At 61.9% G+C, this 20,213-nt stretch carries 17 protein-coding genes; 11 read left to right on the forward strand and 6 right to left on the reverse strand.

Features of this window, described 5'->3' with window-relative positions; translation table 11 throughout:
* The first annotated feature begins 25 nt into the window (after positions 1 to 25).
* The 3 genes from xdhA to xdhC all read left to right on the forward strand — a co-directional run bounded on the left by xdhA (position 26) and on the right by xdhC (position 5,198).
* Positions 26 to 1,492, forward strand: a complete 1,467-nt coding sequence (xdhA, locus tag N2A41_RS15640; RefSeq protein ID WP_260109190.1) for a xanthine dehydrogenase small subunit — start codon at positions 26 to 28, stop codon at positions 1,490 to 1,492.
* A gap of 258 nt (positions 1,493 to 1,750) precedes the next feature.
* Positions 1,751 to 4,090, forward strand: a complete 2,340-nt coding sequence (gene xdhB, locus N2A41_RS15645) for a xanthine dehydrogenase molybdopterin binding subunit (RefSeq protein ID WP_260109191.1) — start codon at positions 1,751 to 1,753, stop codon at positions 4,088 to 4,090.
* A gap of 292 nt (positions 4,091 to 4,382) precedes the next feature.
* The gene (gene xdhC / locus N2A41_RS15650; protein ID WP_260109192.1) at positions 4,383 to 5,198 is read left to right on the forward strand and encodes a xanthine dehydrogenase accessory protein XdhC; all 816 of its coding nucleotides are present in this window, start codon (positions 4,383 to 4,385) and stop codon (positions 5,196 to 5,198) included.
* Here xdhC and N2A41_RS15655 read toward each other — a convergent pair.
* On the reverse strand, positions 5,174 to 5,377 hold the full coding sequence (locus N2A41_RS15655) for a hypothetical protein (RefSeq protein ID WP_162116461.1): 204 nt from the start codon (positions 5,375 to 5,377) through the stop codon (positions 5,174 to 5,176). The two genes, xdhC and N2A41_RS15655, sit on opposite strands and share 25 nt — an antisense overlap.
* A gap of 101 nt (positions 5,378 to 5,478) precedes the next feature.
* On the opposite strand from N2A41_RS15655, the gene gcvA reads away from it, so the two are divergent.
* On the forward strand, positions 5,479 to 6,375 hold the full coding sequence (gcvA, locus tag N2A41_RS15660) for a transcriptional regulator GcvA (protein ID WP_017965430.1): 897 nt from the start codon (positions 5,479 to 5,481) through the stop codon (positions 6,373 to 6,375).
* Between the two features lie 55 nt (positions 6,376 to 6,430).
* Here gcvA and N2A41_RS15665 read toward each other — a convergent pair whose 3' ends face one another.
* Positions 6,431 to 6,763 (reverse strand): hypothetical protein, encoded by a 333-nt coding sequence (locus N2A41_RS15665; RefSeq protein ID WP_026154268.1) that lies wholly within the window; start codon positions 6,761 to 6,763, stop codon positions 6,431 to 6,433.
* Positions 6,764 to 7,128: 365 nt separating this feature from the next.
* Between N2A41_RS15665 and puuD the strand changes: the two genes are divergently transcribed.
* From puuD to N2A41_RS15680, 3 genes are all read left to right on the forward strand, one after another.
* Positions 7,129 to 8,367 (forward strand): urate hydroxylase PuuD, encoded by a 1,239-nt coding sequence (gene puuD / locus N2A41_RS15670; protein ID WP_260109193.1) that lies wholly within the window; start codon positions 7,129 to 7,131, stop codon positions 8,365 to 8,367.
* On the forward strand, positions 8,364 to 9,674 hold the full coding sequence (gene guaD / locus N2A41_RS15675; RefSeq protein ID WP_260109194.1) for a guanine deaminase: 1,311 nt from the start codon (positions 8,364 to 8,366) through the stop codon (positions 9,672 to 9,674). The genes puuD and guaD overlap by 4 nt, the downstream gene beginning before the upstream one ends.
* A gap of 121 nt (positions 9,675 to 9,795) precedes the next feature.
* Entirely contained in the window at positions 9,796 to 10,938 is a 1,143-nt protein-coding gene (locus N2A41_RS15680) for an alpha-hydroxy acid oxidase (RefSeq protein ID WP_260109195.1), read from the forward strand.
* A gap of 65 nt (positions 10,939 to 11,003) precedes the next feature.
* Here the strand turns inward: N2A41_RS15680 and N2A41_RS15685 are convergent, their stop codons facing one another.
* Genes N2A41_RS15685 through N2A41_RS15695 form a run of 3 tightly spaced genes read right to left on the reverse strand, consistent with a single transcriptional unit; the run spans position 11,004 to position 14,563 of the window.
* Positions 11,004 to 11,444 (reverse strand): hypothetical protein, encoded by a 441-nt coding sequence (locus N2A41_RS15685; RefSeq protein ID WP_222387033.1) that lies wholly within the window; start codon positions 11,442 to 11,444, stop codon positions 11,004 to 11,006.
* Positions 11,441 to 12,769, reverse strand: coding sequence for a phosphatase PAP2/dual specificity phosphatase family protein (locus N2A41_RS15690; protein WP_260109196.1), 1,329 nt, complete (start codon positions 12,767 to 12,769; stop codon positions 11,441 to 11,443). The genes N2A41_RS15685 and N2A41_RS15690 overlap by 4 nt, the downstream gene beginning before the upstream one ends.
* Before the next feature lie 9 nt (positions 12,770 to 12,778).
* A complete protein-coding gene (locus N2A41_RS15695; RefSeq protein ID WP_260109197.1) occupies positions 12,779 to 14,563 on the reverse strand; it encodes a bifunctional alpha/beta hydrolase/class I SAM-dependent methyltransferase in 1,785 nt (594 codons plus the stop codon).
* 201 nt (positions 14,564 to 14,764) lie between these two features.
* On the opposite strand from N2A41_RS15695, the gene N2A41_RS15700 reads away from it, so the two are divergent.
* The 4 genes from N2A41_RS15700 (at position 14,765) to N2A41_RS15715 (ending at position 19,077) form a co-directional block, all read left to right on the forward strand.
* Positions 14,765 to 15,376 (forward strand): CDP-alcohol phosphatidyltransferase family protein, encoded by a 612-nt coding sequence (locus tag N2A41_RS15700; RefSeq protein ID WP_222387036.1) that lies wholly within the window; start codon positions 14,765 to 14,767, stop codon positions 15,374 to 15,376.
* Between the two features lie 163 nt (positions 15,377 to 15,539).
* Positions 15,540 to 16,676: a PspA/IM30 family protein gene (locus tag N2A41_RS15705; protein WP_222387069.1), complete on the forward strand. Its 1,137-nt coding sequence runs from the start codon at positions 15,540 to 15,542 to the stop codon at positions 16,674 to 16,676.
* Between the two features lie 5 nt (positions 16,677 to 16,681).
* Complete coding sequence (locus N2A41_RS15710; RefSeq protein WP_017965440.1) at positions 16,682 to 17,329, forward strand: OB-fold-containig protein; 648 nt, start codon at positions 16,682 to 16,684, stop codon at positions 17,327 to 17,329.
* Entirely contained in the window at positions 17,326 to 19,077 is a 1,752-nt protein-coding gene (locus N2A41_RS15715) for a flotillin family protein (protein WP_222387037.1), read from the forward strand. Before N2A41_RS15710 ends, N2A41_RS15715 begins: the two co-directional genes overlap by 4 nt.
* A gap of 135 nt (positions 19,078 to 19,212) precedes the next feature.
* On the opposite strand, the gene N2A41_RS15720 is transcribed toward N2A41_RS15715, so the two are convergent.
* A complete protein-coding gene (locus N2A41_RS15720) occupies positions 19,213 to 19,953 on the reverse strand; it encodes a metallophosphoesterase family protein (protein ID WP_260109198.1) in 741 nt (246 codons plus the stop codon).
* Positions 19,954 to 20,213: the final 260 nt, after the last annotated feature.

Consider the following 20,213-nt stretch of genomic DNA (forward strand, 5'->3'; position numbering starts at 1 on the left):
CATTGGAAAAACAACCGGGAATATCATGAACGACAGTATCCGCTTCATCCTGAATGGCGAGGACATCACGCTCACCGATGTCAGGCCAACCCAGACGCTTCTCGATTTTCTGCGGTTGAAGCGGCGGCTGACGGGCACCAAGGAAGGATGCGCGGAAGGCGATTGCGGCGCCTGCACCGTGCTCGTCGGCCGGCTGGCCGATGGCAAGCTTACCTATGAATCGGTCAATGCCTGTATCCGTTTCATGGGCTCCTTACACGCTACGCATGTGGTGACGGTGGAGAATCTGGCCGGCAGAGACGGCGCGCTGCATCCGGTGCAGCAGGCATTGGTCGATTGCCACGGCTCGCAATGCGGCTTCTGTACCCCTGGTTTCGTCATGTCGCTTTACGGTCTCTGGCTCGCCAAGGAAAAGCCCAGCCGCCAGGAAATCGAAAAGGCACTGCAAGGCAATCTCTGTCGCTGCACCGGCTATGAGCCGATCGTCAGGGCCGCCGAGCAGGTAAGCATGATGCGGCCGAGCACGCTCTTCGATCCATTGCAGCGGACGCGTTCAGAAATCGTCGCCCGGCTCTGGGCGATGCAGGCGAGCGGCACCATCAGCATTACGAATGGCGAAGACCGGCTGATCGTACCGGCTTCCATGGAGGCGCTGGCAGGAATCCTTTCGCAGGAACCCGACGCGACCATCGTCGCCGGCGCGACCGATGTCGGCCTCTGGGTGACGAAGCAGATGCGCAGGCTGAGCCCGGTGGTTTTCATCAATCACCTCAGCGAATTGCAGTCGGTCACGGAAGGCGAAGACGGCATCACCATCGGCGCCGGCGTCAGCTACACCAAGGCCTTCGAGGCAACCTCCAAGAAAATCCCCGCGCTCGGGCGGCTGATCGATCGCATCGGCGGCGAGCAAGTGCGCAACATGGGCACGATCGGCGGCAACATCGCCAACGGCTCGCCGATCGGCGACAGCCCGCCGCCGCTGATCGCGCTCGGCGCAACACTGACGCTGCGCTCCGTAAACGGCACGCGCACGCTGCCGCTCGAGGATTTCTTCATCGCCCATGGCAAGCAGGACCGGAAACCCGGCGAATTCGTCGAAAGCGTCTTCGTGCCCTATCCGGCGGGATCAAGCCGCTTTGCCGCCTACAAGATCACCAAGCGGCGCGACGAGGACATCACCGCCGTGCTCGGCGCTTTCCTGTTGACCCTTGACGAGGCCGAGATGATCACCGACATCCGCATCGCCTTCGGCGGCATGGCGGCGACGCCGAAACGCGCCCGCACGGTGGAAGCCGAACTGATCGGCAAACCATGGACGGAAGCGACGATCGAGGCAGCCCGCCCCGCCTTCGACGCCGATTACCAGCCGCTGACCGACTGGCGTGCCACGGCGGAATACCGCCAGCTGACGGCGAAGAACCTGTTGACGCGGTTCTATCTTGAGACCGTCGGCGCGCCGGCGGAGCTGAAGCGGTTCGAGGAGTTGGCGTGATGAAAAAATCGATCGTAAGCGCCAGCCGCCCCGCTCATCCGCCTGCCGGCACCTTCTCCCCGCTGGGGAGAAGAGACATGCCGCAGGGCCAGCGCCAAACCATCAAGGCTGAATTTTCGCTGAGACAGCACCACGTGCTCCTCTCTCTTCTCCCCAGCGGGGAGAAGGTGCCCGTAGGGCGGATGAGGGGGCGAGCGGCATCAGGCCGCGAGCGCCGGGAGCACCGGCGATGGGCAACCTTTCGGCAGGGAGGCGCTAATGGATAAGTCCACCTTCGAAGACCGTAAGCTTATCATATCAGGCCCGATGCACGGCTCGCTGCGGCATGATTCAGCGCATAAGCATGTCACCGGAACCGCCGATTATATCGACGATATTCCGGAGCCCGCAGGTCTGTTGCATGGCGCCCTCGGCCTCTCCGACCGGGCGCATGCCGAAATCCTCAGCATCGACCTTTCTGCGGTCGCCGCGCATCCCGGCGTCGTCTGGGTCTTCACCGGCAAGGACATCCCTGGCGTCAACGACGTCAGCTCCAACGGCAGTCATGACGAGCCGCTGATGGCCGAAACTTTGGTTCAGTTCCATGGCCAGCCGATCTTTGCCGTCATCGCCGAGACGCGTGATGCCGCCCGCCGTGCCGCACTGCTGGCAAAGATCGACTATCGCGACCTGCCGCATTGGAGCGACATTGATGGCGCGCTCGCCAATGGCGGCCCGCTCGTCATCACGCCGATGACGCTGCGGCGCGGCGAGCCTGATACGGAAATGACGAATGCCGCCATGCGCCTGAAAGGTCAGATGCGCATCGGCGGGCAGGAGCATTTTTACCTCGAAGGCCATATCGCTGTGGCCATCCCCGGCGAGGACGACGAGGTCACCGTCTGGTCCTCGACGCAGCATCCGAGCGAGATCCAGCACATTGTCGGCCACGTGCTCGATATTCCCTCGAACGCCGTGACCGTCAACGTGCGCCGCATGGGCGGCGGCTTCGGCGGCAAGGAGACCCAGGGAAATCAGTTCGCAGCGCTTGCCGCCATCGCCGCCAAGAAGCTCGGCCGCGCGATCAAATTCCGTCCGGACCGCGACGAGGATATGAGCGCCACCGGCAAGCGCCATGATTTCCTCGTCGATTATGAGCTCGGCTTCGACGCCGAAGGCCGTATCCACGCGGTCGACGCGACCTATGCGGCGCGCTGCGGCTTCTCCTCGGACCTCTCGGGACCGGTGACGGACCGTGCCCTCTTCCATGCCGATTCCAGCTATTTCTATCCCCATGTGCATCTGACCTCGAAGCCGCTGAAGACGCATACCGTCTCCAACACCGCCTTTCGCGGCTTCGGCGGGCCGCAGGGCATGCTCGGCGCCGAACGCTTCATCGAGGAGATCGCCTATGCCGTCGGCAAGGATCCGCTTGATGTCCGCAAGCTGAATTTCTACGGCCAGCCGGGCTCCGGACGCACCCTCACCCCCTACCACCAGGAGGTCGAGGATAATATCATCGCCCGCGTCGTCGAGGAGCTGGAGGAAACGGCTGAATACCAGGCACGGCGCAACGCCATCATCGCCTTCAACCGCGACAGCCGCTATATCAGAAAGGGCATCGCGCTGACGCCGGTGAAATTCGGCATCTCCTTCACCATGACAGCCTTCAACCAGGCCGGCGCCCTCGTCCACATCTACCAGGACGGCTCGATCCACCTGAACCATGGCGGCACCGAAATGGGCCAGGGCCTCTATACCAAGGTGGCGCAGGTGCTGGCCGACAGCTTCCAGCTCGATATCGACCGCGTCAAGATCACCGCGACGACGACGGCCAAGGTGCCGAACACTTCGGCCACTGCCGCCTCCTCCGGCTCGGACTTGAACGGCATGGCCGCCTATGACGCTGCTCGCCAGATCAAGGAACGGCTGGTGGCCTTTGCCGCCGAGAAATGGGATGTTGGGGCCGCCGACGTCGCCTTCCTGCCGAACCGCGTGCGCGTCGGCGAGATCGAGATCCCCTTCCCCGATTTCATCAAGCAGGCCTATTTCGCCCGCGTCCAGCTTTCCGCCGCCGGCTTCTACAAGACGCCGAAGATCCACTGGGACCGCAAGGCCGGCCGCGGCACACCCTTCTATTATTTCGCCTACGGCGCCTCCTGCACCGAGGTGTCGATCGATACGTTGACCGGCGAATATCTGATCGACCGCACCGACATCCTCCACGATGTCGGCCGCTCGCTGAACCCGGCGATCGATGTGGGCCAGGTCGAAGGCGGCTTCGTGCAGGGCCTGGGCTGGCTGACGACGGAAGAACTCTGGTGGGACGACAAGGGCCGGCTGCGCACCCATGCCCCCTCGACCTACAAGATCCCGCTCGCTTCCGACCGCCCGAAGATCTTCAACGTGCGCCTTGCCGAATGGTCCGAGAACACTGAGGCCACCATCGGCCGCTCCAAGGCCGTCGGAGAGCCGCCTTTGATGCTGGCGATCTCGGTGCTGGAAGCGCTGTCGATGGCGGTAGCAAGTGTGGCCAACTACAAGGTCTGCCCAAGGCTCGACGCCCCGGCGACGCCGGAGAGGGTGCTGATGGCGGTCGAGCGGATGAAGCGGGTGTAGAGATGCGAACGCGTCCGGCTGGTTTGTTGGTTGAGCAGGACGGACAGAAAGCTTGGAGTGAGCGATACCCCCCTCTGTCCTGCCGGACATCTCCCCCACAAGGGGGGAGATCAGCAAAACGGAATGCTCTGCGCTTCGCTATCCTGCCGCTACATCACGAAAGTCCGACGCTGCGCCACGACTTCTCTGTTCCGGGAAGCCGCTGCCTCATACCGATCTCCCCCCTTGTGGGGGAGATGTCCGGCAGGACAGAGGGGGGTGACACACCCGCGAACCCATCGGCCAACCACCCATGACCGACATCTACCCCTTCCTCGCCGCCCAGCCAGACTGCATCCTCGTCGATATCACCGGCACGCAGGGCTCCACCCCGCGTGAGGCCGGCACCTTCATGCTCGTCTCGGCTGAAGCCATATGGGGCACGATCGGCGGAGGGCAGCTCGAGTTCATGGCGATCGCGAATGCGCGGGACATGCTCGCGGGAACCGGCGGAATGGCGCAGATGGATATCCCGCTCGGACCTGACATCGGTCAGTGCTGCGGTGGGCGCACACAGTTGCGGTTTCGCCGGGTGACGCAGGCGGTTGCCGAAGAAATCGAGGCCAGGCTAACCAGTGAGGTCGAGCGTCTGCCGGAGGTCTATCTCTTCGGTGCCGGCCATGTCGGCCGGTCGCTGGCAACAGCCCTTGCGCCGCTGCCGCTGTCGGTGACGGTCGTCGAGACGCGGCGGGAGGAACTCGCCAACCTGCCTTCCAAGACGAAGGCGCGGCTCATGCCGATGCCGGAAGCGCTGGTGAAGAATATTCCGGCCGGCGGCGCGGTCGTCATCCTGACGCACGACCACGCGCTGGATTTCCTCATCGCCCGCGAGGCGCTTCAGAGAACCGACCTCGCCTATACCGGCATGATCGGCTCGGCCACCAAGCGCGCCACCTTCGCAAGCTGGCTTTCCCGTGAAGGCGGCGGAGAGCTCGGCTGGATGGAGCGGCTGACGCTGCCGATCGGCGGCGCGGCAGTCAGGGACAAGCGCCCTGAGGTGATCGCCGCCATGACCGCCGCCGAGATCCTGACGGCGCTCGGCGCCTACCGCATGCGTTCGTCTTCGTAGTAGGGATCGCGTCCGTCGAGGAAACCGAGATCGCGCTTGACGCGATCGGGCGCCGCATTGAGATCGAGCCGAGGTAGACGGCGGAAACGATCGGCGCCGCTTGCCAGCCAGCCGGCAAGACGCCGGAAAATCTGGATTCTCTGCTGCGGCCGGCCCTCTTCGATAACATGGCAGTCCATGAGATCACCTCGATAGATTGATGGTATGAGTTGCAGTTTGCCGCCAAAAATGCTGCAATTCCAATCGAACGACCGTCTGCCTGCATCAAGAGAACTTATCCATGAAACTGTCGAAGCAATTCCCGCTGAATGCGCTGCGCGTCTTCGAGGCCGCTGCCCGGCTTGGAAGTTTTACCAAGGCAGGCGATGAACTCGGCATGACGCAGACGGCCGTCAGCTATCAGATCAAGCTATTGGAGGAGAATGTTGGCGAGCCGCTCTTCCTGCGCCGTCCCCGCCAGATCGCACTGACTGAGACCGGTGAGCGGCTGGCGCCGAAGGTGACCGAAGCCTTTGCCATGCTGCACGACGCGATGGCGACGGCGCGCGACAGCGTCGAAGGCACGCTCGCGATCAGTTCGACCCATACCTTCGCCTCGAAATGGCTGGCGCCGCGCCTCGGCTCCTTCCACTTGAAGCATCCGGCAATCGCGGTGCGCTTTCAGGCGAGCTCTGACATCATCGACTTCGCCCGCGAGCAGATCGACGTCGGCATCCGCTGGGGCGACGGCAACTGGCCGGGGCTGACGCTGCACCGGCTGATGGGTCTGGAGTTCACGCCGATGCTGAGCCCGAAGCTGGCGGAGACGGCAGGCGGCATCAGGGAGCCGCGCGATCTTCTGAAGTTCGATCTCTTCGACGCCGGCGACATCTGGTGGAAACAATGGTTCGAGGCAGCAGGCGTCACCGAGACGGATCTCGATCGGCGCCCGCGCAACCAGCTCGGCTCGCAGGCAGTGGAAGCTGACGCGGCAATCGCCGGCCATGGCGTCGCCATCCTTCATCCTTCCTTCTATGCCGCCGAGATCGCGCTCGGCCGGCTCTATCAGCCCTTCGAACTGACCCGCAGCGACGGCAAGGCCTACTGGCTCGTCTACCCCGAAAACCGTCGCAACGTGCCGAAGATCAAGGCTTTCCGCAACTGGATCCTTGAGGAGATGAAGGCAGCCGGAAATTAGAGCATCGCACGCCGGACCCGTTTCATGAGCTGGGTCCGGTCCTGCGGTCCCGCCTTCAATATCCCATCTCCGGCGCGTAGAAACAGCGCGGCGTATCCTCGTTCGGGAACAGACAGAGATGATAGTCGTTGTCACCGGATTGCATCGCCTTCGTCATCGGCAGCAGGAAGACATGAGCATGCGTGACCATCCGGTGGTCGCCCGGCAGCAGCGTCACACGATATCCGCCTGGCGTCACTGCCACGCTTTTCGATGGGATCATCTGGCAATCGCCATTATGACTGTCGCCGTTACAACAATAGGGGTCGTAACTCCACCCCGAGGGTGCGTCGTGAGCCGTCGCCAACGACGCATAGGCAATCATCACACACGTCAGAATACTGCGCATCGGCATCTTCTCCGTCGATGAATGCGCCGCCGATGATCTAACGGTTCTTATTTTATTCCGGCGGCCTGCAAAAATAACTGTAATCGAGTCGTCGCAGTTCAAGATCTGCTGAATTAGCAGATTCAGTATAAGTCAGAGATAATGCACAGCCTTCTCGGCAGCTTTTAGGCACGCGACAGAAGATCGGTGATCCGACCGCGATCGGTAACTTCGGCAAAACGGCCGAAGATCTCGACGGGCGCGGCGATTCTGCCATTGCTCCTTGGCCGCGCCGGTCGTTGCGCGTGTGCAGTTCTTCAATCTCCTCTTCCCTCCCCGCCAAAATTTCCGCAATGTCACGAGTCGGAGGAAGATAGGGGAACTCGATGTATGAATATGCCATAGCATGGGAATGGCTCGCCTTCGCGGCGCGTTGGTTCCATGTCATTACCGCGATCGCCTGGATCGGATCGTCCTTCTATTTCATCGCGCTCGATCTCGGACTGGTGAAGCGCCCACATCTGCCAGCCGGCGCCTATGGCGAGGAATGGCAGGTCCATGGCGGCGGCTTCTATCATATCCAGAAATATCTGGTGGCGCCCGCACAGATGCCGGAGCACCTGACCTGGTTTAAATACGAGAGCTATTTCACCTGGATTTCCGGTTTTTTGATGCTGTGCATCGTTTATTACGGAGGCGCCGACCTCTTCCTGATCGACCGGCACGTGCTCGATATCAGCCCGCCCGTCGCGATCCTGATCTCACTGGCATCGCTTGCCCTCGGCTGGGTCGCCTACGATCTGCTCTGCAAGTCGCCGCTTGGGCGGAACACCTGGGGACTGATGGCGGTGCTCTACGTCGTGCTCGTCTTCATGGCCTGGGGCTATACGCAGCTTTTCACCGGCCGTGCCGCCTTCCTGCATCTCGGCGCCTTCACCGCGACGATCATGTCGGCCAACGTCTTCATGATCATCATTCCGAACCAGAAGATCGTCGTCGCCGACCTCATCGCCGGACGGGTTCCCGATCCCAAATACGGGCAGGTCGCCAAGCAGCGTTCGCTACACAATAACTACCTGACGCTGCCCGTCATCTTCTTCATGCTGTCGAACCATTATCCGCTCTCCTTCGGTACTCAGTTCAATTGGGTGATCGCGGCCCTGGTCTTCCTGATGGGCGTCACCATCCGCCACTGGTTCAACACGACGCATGCGAGGAAAGGCCGGCCGACCTGGACCTGGATCGTCACCGTCATCCTTTTCATCCTGATCATTTGGCTTTCGACTGTGCCGAAGCTGCTAACCGGCGAAACGGATGCCGCAGCGGTCGCGCCTGCCTTCCAGCAATTCGCCGGTGACCCGCACTTCCCCGCCGTCAAGCAACTGGTCTCGACGCGCTGTTCCATGTGCCATGCAGCCGAGCCGGTCTATGAGGGCATTGTGCGGCCGCCGAAGGGCGTGATGCTCGAAAACGACGCGCAAATCGCCGCCCATGCCCGCGAGATCTATATACAGGCGGGCCGCAGCCATGCCATGCCGCCCGGCAACATCACCGACATCACGCCGGATGAACGCAAGCTGCTCGTCGCCTGGTTCGAGAGCGCAGTCGAAGGCAAGACACAATGACGACGACACTCCTGCGCGGCCGCCTGCTTTCCTTCCATCGCGCGCCGCTAAGCCTTACCGACAGCCAAAGCTATCTCTTCGAGGAGGATGGCGGCCTGCTGATCGAGAATGGGCTGATCGCGGCAATCGGCGCCTTTGCCGACGTCAAGGCAAAGGCAGCCGCGGACGCAGCCGAGATCGACCACCGCCCGCATCTGATCATGCCCGGCTTCATCGACATGCACCTGCATTTTCCGCAAATGCAGGTGATTGCCTCCTATGCGGCCAACCTGCTCGAATGGCTGAACACCTACACCTTTCCCGAGGAATGCCGATTCGTCGAAAGTGCGCATGCCGAAAGGATCGCCACGCATTTCTACGACGAGTTGATCCGCCACGGCACGACGACGGCGGTCGCCTATTGCTCCGTGCACAAGACCTCGGCCGACGCCTTTTTCGCCGAGGCGCTGAAGCGCAATATGCGCATGGTCGGCGGCAAGGTAATGATGGACCGCAATGCCCCGCAGGGCCTGCTCGACACGCCCGAGATGGGCTATGACGAGACCCGACAGGTGATATCGGACTGGCACGGCAAGGGCCGCAATCACGTCGCCATCACCCCGCGCTTCGCCATCACCTCGACACCGGCGCAGATGGAAGCAACATCAGCCCTTGCCCGCGAATTCCCCGACCTGCACATCCAGACGCATCTTTCCGAAAACCACGACGAGATCAAATTCACCTGCGAACTCTATCCCGACGCGCTCGACTATACCGACATCTACGCCCACTACGGCCTGCTCGGGCCGAAAAGCCTCTTCGGCCACGCCATACACCTGTCCGAGCGTGAGGCGGATGCGATGAGCGAGGCCGGCGCCGTCGCCGTGCATTGCCCGACCTCCAACCTCTTCCTCGGCTCCGGCCTGTTTCCGATGAAGGCGCTGGCGCGGCGTGAAAAACCGGTCCGTATCGGCGTGGCGACCGATATCGGCGGCGGTTCCAGCTATTCGATGCTGCGGACGATGGACGAAGCCTACAAGATCCAGCAGTTGCTCGGCGAACGGCTGAACCCGCTGGAAAGCTATTACCTGATGACGCGTGGCAATGCCGAGGCCCTGTCGCTGGCGGACCGGATCGGCACGCTGGAACCCGGCACCGAGGCCGATCTCGTCGTTCTCGATGCAACGGCAACACCCGCCATGGCGCTGAAGATGGAAGTGGTGAAGACGCTGCCCGAGGAACTCTTCCTGCTGCAGACGATGGGTGACGACCGGGCGATCGCCGAGACCTATGTGGCCGGTGTTGCGTTGAAGGCGGGGCTTCGATGACACGCCCTTTTACTCTCGAATTTGCACCGTGAAAGCAGCCCGGCACGGCCAATTTCCCATAACGCTCCCGCCAAATCCATGTTATGGCCGATGGCCGCATTCAGATGTGAAGGTTCAATTCATGGCCGCTCCGCTCACCATCGCTGACCTGAAAAAGCTCGCACAGCGCCGTGTGCCGAAGATGTTTTTCGACTATGCGGATTCGGGCGCCTGGACGGAATCGACCTACGCGGCGAACGAGAGCGATTTCAGCCAGATCAAGCTGCGCCAGCGGGTGATGGTCGATATGACCAACCGCACGCTGGCAACGACGATGATCGGTCAGAAAGTGTCGATGCCGGTTGCCTTGGCGCCGACCGGCCTGACCGGCATGCAGCATGCCGACGGCGAGATGCTGGCGGCTCGCGCCGCCGAGGAGTTCGGCGTTCCCTTCACCCTCTCGACGATGAGCATCTGCTCGATCGAGGACGTCGCTTCGGTGACGACGCGCCCTTTCTGGTTCCAACTCTACGTGATGAGGGACAAGGATTTCGTCCTCAACCTCATCAACCGCGCCAAGGCCGCCAAATGCTCGGCGCTGGTGCTGACCGCCGATCTGCAGATCCTCGGCCAGCGGCATAAAGACCTGCGCAACGGCCTGTCGGCGCCGCCGAAATTCACGGCGAAACATGTCTGGCAGATGGCGACCCGGCCTTTCTGGTGCCTGGACATGCTGCAGACCAAGCGCCGCAGCTTCGGCAATATCGTCGGCCATGCGAAGAATGTCTCCAATATTGCCTCGCTCGCCGCATGGACGCACGAGCAGTTCGACCCGCGGCTATCCTGGGCCGATGTCGCCTGGATCAAAGAACAATGGGGCGGCCCGCTGATCATCAAGGGCATACTCGATCCGGAGGATGCGAAGGCGGCCGTCGACACCGGCGCCGATGCGATCGTCGTTTCCAATCACGGAGGCCGCCAGCTTGACGGCGCCCCCTCCTCGATCAGCATGCTGCCGAAGATCGTCGATGCCGTCGGCGACCGCATCGAGGTCCATCTCGACGGCGGCATCCGCTCCGGCCAGGACGTGCTGAAGGCCGTGGCGCTCGGCGCCAAGGGCACTTATATCGGCCGCCCCTTCCTTTACGGTCTCGGCGCCAGGGGCAAAGAAGGCGTGTCGCTAGCGCTCGGCATCATCCGCAAGGAGATGGACATCACCATGGCGCTCTGCGGCAAGCGCGACATTAACGATGTGAATTCGTCGATCATCGCCGGACGGCAGTAAACCTGCCTGAGAAGCCAACTTAGAAGAGTCACGAGCCAGCCATCATGCAATCGACCGCATGCGATTCAGCATAGCGGCAGGCCGTCGCTTGCATCGAACAGAAGGATCGCGAAAATCACCAGACAGATGGCGAGGGCAAAACGCTGCCGCCAGACGATGCGGCGCGACCCAGCAATCCGCCTCTCCAAGCCAGGCGGCGCCCCGCCAGGCTTGCGAAGCTGCATCCGGGACAACAGGTCGTCGACGGCGGCAAGGCCGGCGGCCTCTGTCTCGTGGCTCGACGCAAGGCGAAACAGCAGCGCATCGAAGAGGAGATGGACCGCCAGCGCAAGGACCATCACGCAGAAAACGAGCATCAAGAGCCAGCCGAGCGATGGAACGAAGCCGCGATATCCCACGGCGATCGGGCCGGCAATCAGTGGCAGCAGCGCTACCAGCCCGCAGCAGATCGAATTGCGGCCGAGACTTCGCGCAGCCGCCGAGGCCGCGGCATTCCACTGCGTCATTGCAAGCCCTCCGTCACGGCGTGGATACTTTCTGCAGGCAGATGAACACGCCGCCCCGCCCGTTCGATCAGCCGCACTGCTTCGGCTGGATCTTCGCAACGTCGGCTGATGAGCAGCCAACGCACGATGACGCAGGCGCTCCGTTGGAAGCCCAACGCACAGCAGACGAGAACCGGTCCCTGCTGGCGCGCAACCTCGATGAGGTTTGCCGCGGCGAGCACCTGGATCTTGTCGAGGGCTGTAAGATCAAGAGTCGGAAAGCTGCACCAGCGCGCGAGCGTCCCGCTCGGGCGCTGAAGTTCGCCGGTCATGTCGATCACCGTGGCAAAACGGTTGGCCTCGTGGCGATGCGGAAAACGACCGAGATGGACGCCGTCGGCGATCGCCACAGAAGCCGGCATTTTCCGGGTCCAGAGCCGAATATTGATGAGAGCGCCAAGCCGGTAAGGTGCCAGCAGCCAGCGGCCGGCAAGCGTGGCCCGGCCATCGACGCGTTTCTGGAATATCTGCGGGCCGGCGCCGAAATATCCGAGCGCGGCGATCGCCAGCGCAACAGCCGGCCAGAGCAACAACAGCGCTGCCGCCGATAGAGGCGTGAAGAGCGCTACAAGGCCGAGAAATGCGACGGCACCACATAGATAATAGATGCCGAGACGGCGCGACTTTGGATCGCCGCTCATCGCAAAACTCGCAAGAGGCGAACCGGCACCCCGCGGAAAAAGCCAGGCGGCAAAAAAGCCGAGCAGCATGCCGGTCGGTATGTCGATGACGTGATGCTGCCACGTCGTCAGCACGGAGGCACCGATCAGGAAGCACCAGAGGTGCCAGAGGAGCCGTGCCTTGCGCGGCAACCGGCCGCGCAGATGGTCCCAGATCACCACCAAGAGCGCGATATGCAGCGACGGCGCCTGGTTGAACGGCTTATCGAAGCCGCCGAGCACGGCAAACATGAAACCAGGCAGGCCGCTCGTTGCCGGCCGCACGAAGGTCGCTTCGAGGGGAAACGCGATAAAGCAGGCGACGGCTATTATCTGGATCGTCAGATAACGCCTCGCCAGCCTATCCACATCGCGCGGCGTCGTGTTGATGAACAGGCAGAGTGCATAGAATAGATTGATCGACCAATAGGGAATGATCGTCCACCCGAGGAAAGGAATGGCGCTTTCCCATACAAAGGCGACGTTCGGCACATCAGCGCGTTGCGAAGCCAGCCAATTGGCGCCGCCGTAGCTCAGATAGAAGAACGGCGCCAGGAAGGCGAGCCAGAGCGCTGCCCGCTTCGGGACCAGCGCTGTCTGGGAAAAAGTTGAACGTGCCTTCTCCACGCTTTGCCCTCAGACTCTCTCGGCCAGCGAGACGGTGAAAATGCCCCACTGGTCGATGCGCTGTTCGATCTTGCGGAAACCGGCTGTCGCGACCAACTGGTCCATTTCCTCTTGCGTCCGCCGCCGCATCACCCATGCCTCGCCGCCGCGATGCGAGGTCAGGGCTCGGGCGATCATCTCCAGTTGCGGATGCCATGGCTGGTTGGTGTAGACGAGCAGACCACCGGGCCGCATCGCGCGGGCCATCCCGCCGAGCGAAGCGGCGATCATCGCATTGTCGGAAAACAGCTCGTAAAGGCCGGAGACAATCGCGAGATCTGGAGCCGGCGTGATTGCAGCCAGCCCTTCGCCGTCAAAGGCATCCTGCTGGCGGAAACTGGCGAAATCGCCCAGTCCCCGCGCGGCGATGCTGTTGCGGCCGGCATCGACATTAACCGGGGAATAGTCCTGCAACCGCGCACTATCGGGACGCGCGGCAGCGGTCTCGATTGCATCAAGGACATAGCGGCCGTGCCCGGCCGCTATGTCGAGTATATGAGTACTGCGGCCGGCTGCTTTCAGGTGCAGCAGCCCGCGGTCGATTAGTTCCTGCAAATGCAGCTTGCGCTGCCTGATGCCGCGCCAGCCGATCGCCTCGAGGAACACCTTGTCGATCAACCGCCCGCCGGGACCGAGCCCGCGCGGCCTGTTCTCGTAGACGTAATCGAGCGTCGAGCCGGAATCAAAACCGGTCTTGACCCCGGTCTTTATGCCTTCGGACACCAGCGCGCCGAGCCTGATGTTGAGACGGCTGAGCGCCCAGTAGATGCCGCGTGGAGATGTGGCATCCAGAGGGCTCGCAAGCCGGTCGGCCTCATCCTTGGTATAGCCCTGGATATGGGCGGTGCGAAGGTCGACAGGCGCCCGAGGCTCGGCGAAACGTGCATCGATAAAACGGCGGATCTCGGCGAGCGCAATTGCGCGGTCCTTTTCGCCAAGCGTGTCATGGTAGAAGCCGGCAAGCACATGCCGTTCCTTGATTCGGCTGCCGAGGTTTTCGTAGAACCGGTGCTGCGGTGCCTGTCGCACCACCCAGTCGCTCCCCGAGATCAGCATTTGGGTTGGAACCGTAATGGCGCGGGCGTCGCCGACGACGCGGGCCGCCGCCTCATAGAGCTGCAACAGGATGTTGGAGGCAATCGGCCGGGAGATCAATGGGTCGGATTCATACGAGGCGATCCGCTCGGGATCATGCGTCAGAAACCTCGCCTTGACATAGGAGTTAACGAAGAATGTCCCCTTGAGCTTTTCCCAGAGCGCAATGCCTTCCTTGGCAAAAGGCACGTAGAGTTTGACGCTGAAGGCTGGGGAGGCCAGCACGAGCGCACGGATTGGCGGCGCATAGTCGTGCACCCAGGTGGTGGCCAGAACCGCGCCGACGCTCTGTGCAATGACGGCGATGTCTTCGACTGAAACACCGCTTGTCTCGCTGACATGGCGAACGAAGCAATCAAGATCATGCGCCGAGGCCGCAAAGGATGGCGAATAGCCGCGCTCTCCCGGCGAACGCCCGTGGCCGCGTGCGTCCCAGGCGTAGAAGGCAAAATCATCGAGGCCGAGCTCGGTGGCGAGATGGGCGACGCGGCCGCCATGCTCGTGGCCGCGATGGAGAAGAATGACTGCGCCCTTCGGGGAAGCCCCGGTCGCGGGCCACATCCGGTAAAACAGTCGAGTACCGTCATGCGAAGCGAATTCGGATTCACGCATTGGTCTGGCCGTCGAGGACGGTTGCTCGCTATCGGCAGTTTGCAGCACGGTCTTCTCCAATTCTGATAGGTGGATAGATTTCATCCATTGGCGAGCACAGTGATTTGCTTTCATTGCAAAAGTCTAGTTGCAAATGTAAGTCCTATGCGTGAACCGATATAAAGTGCGGGCTTCCTCACAGCTACGACGATCTTCACTGCCCGAGCCGAGATAGACTGATCAAACGCCACGATATTCCACTGAGGTCGCATGTCTGTTTATCAATTGAAGTCCCGGTTTCAGAATATTCTTCGCCCTCTCGTGCGCTCCCTCGCGGCGCGAGGCGTCACCGCCAATCAGGTGACTTCAGTTGCCGCCGCCGTCTCGGTTGCATTGGGCCTTTTACTGAGCGTCCTCCCGCTTCCGCATTGGTTCCTGCTGGTGCCTATATGGTTTCTCCTGCGCATGGGCCTCAACGCCATTGACGGCATGCTGGCGCGCGAACATGGGCAGAAGAGCATTTTAGGCGCGTATCTGAACGAGATCGGTGATGTCGTGTCGGATGTCGCCCTGTATTTGCCGTTCGCGCTCATCGATCCGAACGGCTTGATGCCGGCGATATCAGTCATATTCCTCTCGGCGCTGACGGAATTTACCGGCGTTCTGGGTCAAACGGTCGGCGCAAGCCGGCGTTACGACGGGCCGCTGGGCAAAAGCGACCGTGCGGTGCTTTTCGGCGCGCTCGGCACCTTTGTCGCGGTCGGTGGGACGTTTGCAGCATGGACATCGTGGCTTTGGGCGGTGGTGGCTTTACTTCTCATATGGACGATCATCAATCGCATCAGCGCCGGTATTCGCGAGGCCCACACAGCCACCCGGTAGCGAGCGGAGCCGATCTGCCGCCGCTTCACTGCCGCCAGCCGGAGCTCATGAAATGTCTCGGTTGATCGACCCTGCCTTCCTCCTTCAACTGCATGTTAAACATAGGTTGCATTTTTAGCCCTGCACCTTGAAAGCACCAAAGCGGTGCTTTATGTTTTATTTCATGGCGAACACAGGCAAGACACCCCACCCATCGCTACTGCGCTACACGCTGGCGCCTGATGATTCTGCCCGGCAGGCGCTGGACGATACTGTTGCCGCCTATCGGAGGATGATCGACATCCTCAGTGAACTCATCCACGACAGGGCGGGCGCCAATCTCGTCGTCCTGCATGAGATTGCCTATGAAACAGTCCGCGAGCAGACAAGCCTGCCAGCACGGCTGGTGACACTCGGCCTTCGCGATTTCGCCGCCAATCGCGGCGTGAGCGCCGATCCGCCATATCTGCCGCTCGATGACAAGCTCTTCGCCATCAAAGGGCCCTCGGACCTGACGATCGCCACAGTGCACGGACGCGTTGCCGTGCCCTACGATGTCGCGGGTTATTCACGGGGATGGGAGAGTATTTTTCCGGCCTACCTCGTTTCGGGCCGGGATCGCTACGAGATTCACATCGGCGTCACGCCGAATTCCGCTCCGATGGAGGAAAACATGACGAACGAAGGCATTCTCTCACGCATGGGTCGCCTGATCGCGGGTATCGCGAATGCGGCGATCGACAAGGCGGAAGGCGTAAATAAGATCGCCGTCATCGAACAGGCGATCCGCGAGATCGATGCGGCAGCGGAAGACGCCCGCACCGATCTCGGCAAGGCTCGCGCGGAGGAATACCGCATCCAGAGCCGCCGGGACGAAATCGTCGAAGACATGAACGCGCTCGACTCCAAGATCCGCCTCGCCGTCTCGTCTCAGCGGGATGACTTGGCAAAGGCCGGCGTTGCCCGCCAGATCGATCTCGAATCCCAAATCGCAGCGCTCGACAAGGCGCTGGCCGATGCCAGGGAACAGGTGGACGAAGGCCAGAAAGCCCTGCAGGCCGTGCTCGCCACGCGCCGCGAGGCGGATGCTCGCCTTGCCGATTTCAAGCGCAGCATCGCAAGGCATCCCGAGCACGCTACCGGCCAAAGCCAGCCGGCACCGGGTCCGGACGCCGCCCGCGCTGCCGCAGCGGTCTCGCGGCTGACCGGGGTTCCCGCTGGCGAGCATGCCCATAGTTCCGAACTGGACGAACTCGACCGGTTGCACCGCGAACAGGCAATCGAAGCCCGCCTCGCCCGCTTCAAAGCGGATAACCGGTAGCGCCGATGGAGCTCCTTTTCTCACCGGAATGTGCGCCCTTCGCCATCGCCGCAACTATCCTTGTCGGCCTGACCGCGATCGAGATGCTCGCGATGGTCATGGGCTTTTCGATGACGGAATTTCTGGGAAAGCCGGAGGTTCATGGCCATGACGGCATCCTGGCTTACCTTTCCTGGCTCAATCTCGGCGGTGTTCCCCTGCTGATTCTCATGATGCTGACGCTCGGCTTGTTCGCGATGACGGGCTTTGCGTTGCAGGCCGTCGCCAACGCCTTCTGGGCGCCACTGCCAAGCTTGATAGCCGTCATACCTGCCGCGCTGGCAACCATCCCCATGGTCAGGGCATCGAGCAGAACCGTGGCGCGTATCGTACCACACGACGAGACCTATGCGGTCGATCTCGACGCCCTGCTCGGCCGGACCGCCGAGGTTTCGATCGGCCCGCTCGATCAGGGGCTGCCGGGCCGCGTCCGCGTCAAGGATCAGCATGGAAACTGGCATGTGCTTCGAGCCCGAGCCGCCAAGGGCGAAGGTCCCCTCGCGATCGGCGCTTCGGTACTTCTAGTCGATCACAAGGCAAATGTGTTTATCGCCATTCCCGCGCCGGTTGACCCCGCCGATGCGGACAATCAATCTTTCAGGGAGCAGCAATGATGTACGACGTTATTCTACCAGCCGGCATTGGGATTGTTCTGATCTTCGGCATCGGTTTTGTCCTCGCCTCGCTTTACACGCGCTCCAGCCGCGACGAGGCCTATGTGCGCACCGGTCTCGGCGGCCAGAAGGTCGTGCTCGACGGCGGTTCGGTCGTTCTGCCGATCTTCCATTCGACCGCTCGGGTTAACCTAAAGACACTGCGGCTCGAGGTTCGCCGCGGCGAAGGCGATGCACTGATCACCAAGGACCGCATGCGCGTTGATATCGGCGCCGAGTTCTATGTACGCGTGAAACCCGATGCCTCCTCGATTGCGCTTGCAGCTCAGACACTCGGCAACCGCACCAACGACGCCGAGGCTCTCCGCATCCTGATCGAGGCGAAATTCGTCGACGGCCTTCGCTCGGTGGCCGCGACGATGAATCTCGACGCGCTGCAGGAACAGCGCATGGATTTCGTCAAGGCCGTGCAGGAAGCTGTCGGCGCCGATCTTCAGTCGAACGGCCTCGAACTCGAATCCGTGTCGCTGACACGCCTCGACCAGACCGACATCAAGCATTTCAACGCCAACAACTTCTTCGACGCGCAGGGCCTCGCGGCATTGACCCGCATCACCGAGGGACGCAAGAAGGAGCGAAACGAGATCGTTCGCGACACCGAAGTCGCCATCGCCCAGAAGGATCTCGAGGCCCGTCAGCAATCGCTGACCATCGAGCGGACCAAGCGGGAAGCCGAACTCAGCCAGGAACGAGACATCGCCAACAAATCCGCGGCGACACGCGCCGAAACCGCGCAGCAGGAGCAGGCCGCAAAACGCGCCGAGGAGGAAGCCCGAATCGCTTCCGAACAGGCGATCGCCGAACGCGAGGCATCTGCCAAACAAGCTCGCGAAAGCGCCAACATCGATGCCGCCCGTGCCGTCCAGCAACGCGAAACCGAAGCCAAGCGTGACCTCCAGATCGTGGCACAGGAGAGCGCGATCGCCGTTGCCAACAAGAGCCGTGAAGAATCCGAGGCGAAGGCAGCGGCTGAAACGGCCCGCGCGCTGGCGATAGCAGCAGAAGAAAAGGTCGGCACCGCCAAGGCGATCGAGATTGCCGAACGCGAAAAGCAGATTGCCGTCATCGACGCACGCAAGAAAGCCGAGACGGAAGCGACTGCCGTCACCGTCGGTGCCGAAGCCGAAAAACAGGCGGCAAGCGACCAGGCCGAAGCCATTAAGACGCTCGCAACCGCCGAGGCGGATGCGGCGATCATCAAGGCCAAGGGCATTCTCGAAACCGGCAAGGCCGCGGCCGAGAGCGAGGCATTGCTCAACGACGCGCGCAACAAGCTGAGCTCTGCTATCATCGAGTTCGAGATCACCCGCGAACGGATCCGCATCATTCCGCAGGCGCTCGCCGAAGCGGTCAAGCCGATCGAGAAAATCTCCGATATCAGGATATTCGACACCGGCGGCATGCTCGGTCGCGGAAATGGAGCGACCGGCGGAAACGGTATCGGGCTTGGCGAAGGACTGGCCGGCCAGCTCCTCTCCTACCAGGCGAACAAACCGATTCTCGACAAATTGCTGAAGGAAGCCGGCTTCGAGGGCGACGATGCCATCTCATCCCTTCTGGGAAATCTCGATGGAGCAAAACCGGCAAGACCGGCAACGCCCGCCCCGGCAAAGCCGGCAATACCGGCCGCAGCCCCGACACAAACGATCATCCCTCCGGCGCCGAAGCCGGCACCAAAGAAGGACTGATCGCCGCGCAAGCGGGTCTGGACTAGAACAGGATGATTTTAGGCCGGTTCGGCATAAAATCTGAATTCTGTTCTAAATTAAACAGTTAGAGCATGATGTCGCCTGAAAACTGCTCACAATTTTCGGCATCATGCTCTATCTCACCCAACCCATTGCCAGCGCGCTCGCCCAGTCGGCACGGCCCCTTTCGGCGGCCAGTGCCGACATCGCCATGTGGTCATAGGCGACGGTTCGGAACTGCCATGTCCATCCGCCCGCCGTCGTTTCCAGAATGGCATAACTCGCCAGCGGATGGCCAGCCTCCACCTTGTGGTAATAGGGCAGCTCGTCGTCATAGGCCGGGCATCCGACGCTGCCGGGATTGACGATGAGGCGGCCATCGGAAAGCCGCACGGCGTGGGGAATGTGGCTGTGGCCGCAGAGGATCAGCGGCAGGTCGATGCCTTCGGCCAGCGCCTCGATCGCTTCGATCGGCTTCAGGAAGACGAAGCCCTCCGGCGAAACCGATTCCATCCAGTAGAGATTGTCGTCCTTCGGCGTCGCGTGACAGAGATAGACCTCGCCGCTATAAACGGTATCGGACGGCAGGCCGCGCAGCCAGTCGAGATGGGATGGCGTCAATTGCCGGTAGGCGGCGGCATCCGAAGCATGCATGGAGGCCGGATCCTGCTCGATCAGATAGCGGTCGTGATTGCCGCGGACCGACGTCAGGCCGAGCGGCATCAGCAGGTCTGCCGTCCTGCCGGCTTCGAGCGGGCCGCTGAAGAAATCGCCGAGATTGACGAACTCCTCGACGCCTTGCGCGCGGATATCAGCAAGCACTGCCTCGAGCGCCAGATGGTTTCCGTGGATATCGGCAATTGCTGCAAACCGCATTTCTAGAGCCTTTCCTGGTCAGATTGAAGCATTCTGTTGGCTCAAACGGAGTCGGATGGTCGACCTGCCGGCGCGCGTCGTAGCCAAGCTCTACGGCCAAGCCGGCCGGTCGATTAGCCGGCCCGTTTCAGCCAACCCGAAGGGCCGGGCATCTTTCCGCCAGGGCAGAGGCGATCGGCTCGGACCTACCACGAAGTATGCCCTTCGCCAATCGCCTCTGCCCCGACGAAAACCTGCTCCGGCAGAATGCTGCAATCTGA

Origin of the sequence: Rhizobium sp. SRDI969, from assembly GCF_025152725.1 — a bacterium.
Lineage (GTDB): Bacteria > Pseudomonadota > Alphaproteobacteria > Rhizobiales > Rhizobiaceae > Rhizobium > Rhizobium leguminosarum_I.

Bases quoted from the DNA above. Each gene is read 5' to 3' on its own strand.
- xdhA (WP_260109190.1), top strand. From the start codon at position 26: ATGAACGACAGTATCCGCTTCATCCTGAATGGCGAGGACATCACGCTC.
- xdhB (WP_260109191.1), top strand. From the start codon at position 1,751: ATGGATAAGTCCACCTTCGAAGACCGTAAGCTTATCATATCAGGCCCG.
- xdhC (WP_260109192.1), top strand. From the start codon at position 4,383: ATGACCGACATCTACCCCTTCCTCGCCGCCCAGCCAGACTGCATCCTC.
- N2A41_RS15655 (WP_162116461.1), bottom strand. From the start codon at position 5,377: ATGGACTGCCATGTTATCGAAGAGGGCCGGCCGCAGCAGAGAATCCAG.
- gcvA (WP_017965430.1), top strand. From the start codon at position 5,479: ATGAAACTGTCGAAGCAATTCCCGCTGAATGCGCTGCGCGTCTTCGAG.
- N2A41_RS15665 (WP_026154268.1), bottom strand. From the start codon at position 6,763: ATGCGCAGTATTCTGACGTGTGTGATGATTGCCTATGCGTCGTTGGCG.
- puuD (WP_260109193.1), top strand. From the start codon at position 7,129: ATGTATGAATATGCCATAGCATGGGAATGGCTCGCCTTCGCGGCGCGT.
- guaD (WP_260109194.1), top strand. From the start codon at position 8,364: ATGACGACGACACTCCTGCGCGGCCGCCTGCTTTCCTTCCATCGCGCG.
- N2A41_RS15680 (WP_260109195.1), top strand. From the start codon at position 9,796: ATGGCCGCTCCGCTCACCATCGCTGACCTGAAAAAGCTCGCACAGCGC.
- N2A41_RS15685 (WP_222387033.1), bottom strand. From the start codon at position 11,444: ATGACGCAGTGGAATGCCGCGGCCTCGGCGGCTGCGCGAAGTCTCGGC.
- N2A41_RS15700 (WP_222387036.1), top strand. From the start codon at position 14,765: ATGTCTGTTTATCAATTGAAGTCCCGGTTTCAGAATATTCTTCGCCCT.
- N2A41_RS15705 (WP_222387069.1), top strand. From the start codon at position 15,540: ATGGCGAACACAGGCAAGACACCCCACCCATCGCTACTGCGCTACACG.
- N2A41_RS15710 (WP_017965440.1), top strand. From the start codon at position 16,682: ATGGAGCTCCTTTTCTCACCGGAATGTGCGCCCTTCGCCATCGCCGCA.
- N2A41_RS15715 (WP_222387037.1), top strand. From the start codon at position 17,326: ATGATGTACGACGTTATTCTACCAGCCGGCATTGGGATTGTTCTGATC.
- N2A41_RS15720 (WP_260109198.1), bottom strand. From the start codon at position 19,953: ATGCGGTTTGCAGCAATTGCCGATATCCACGGAAACCATCTGGCGCTC.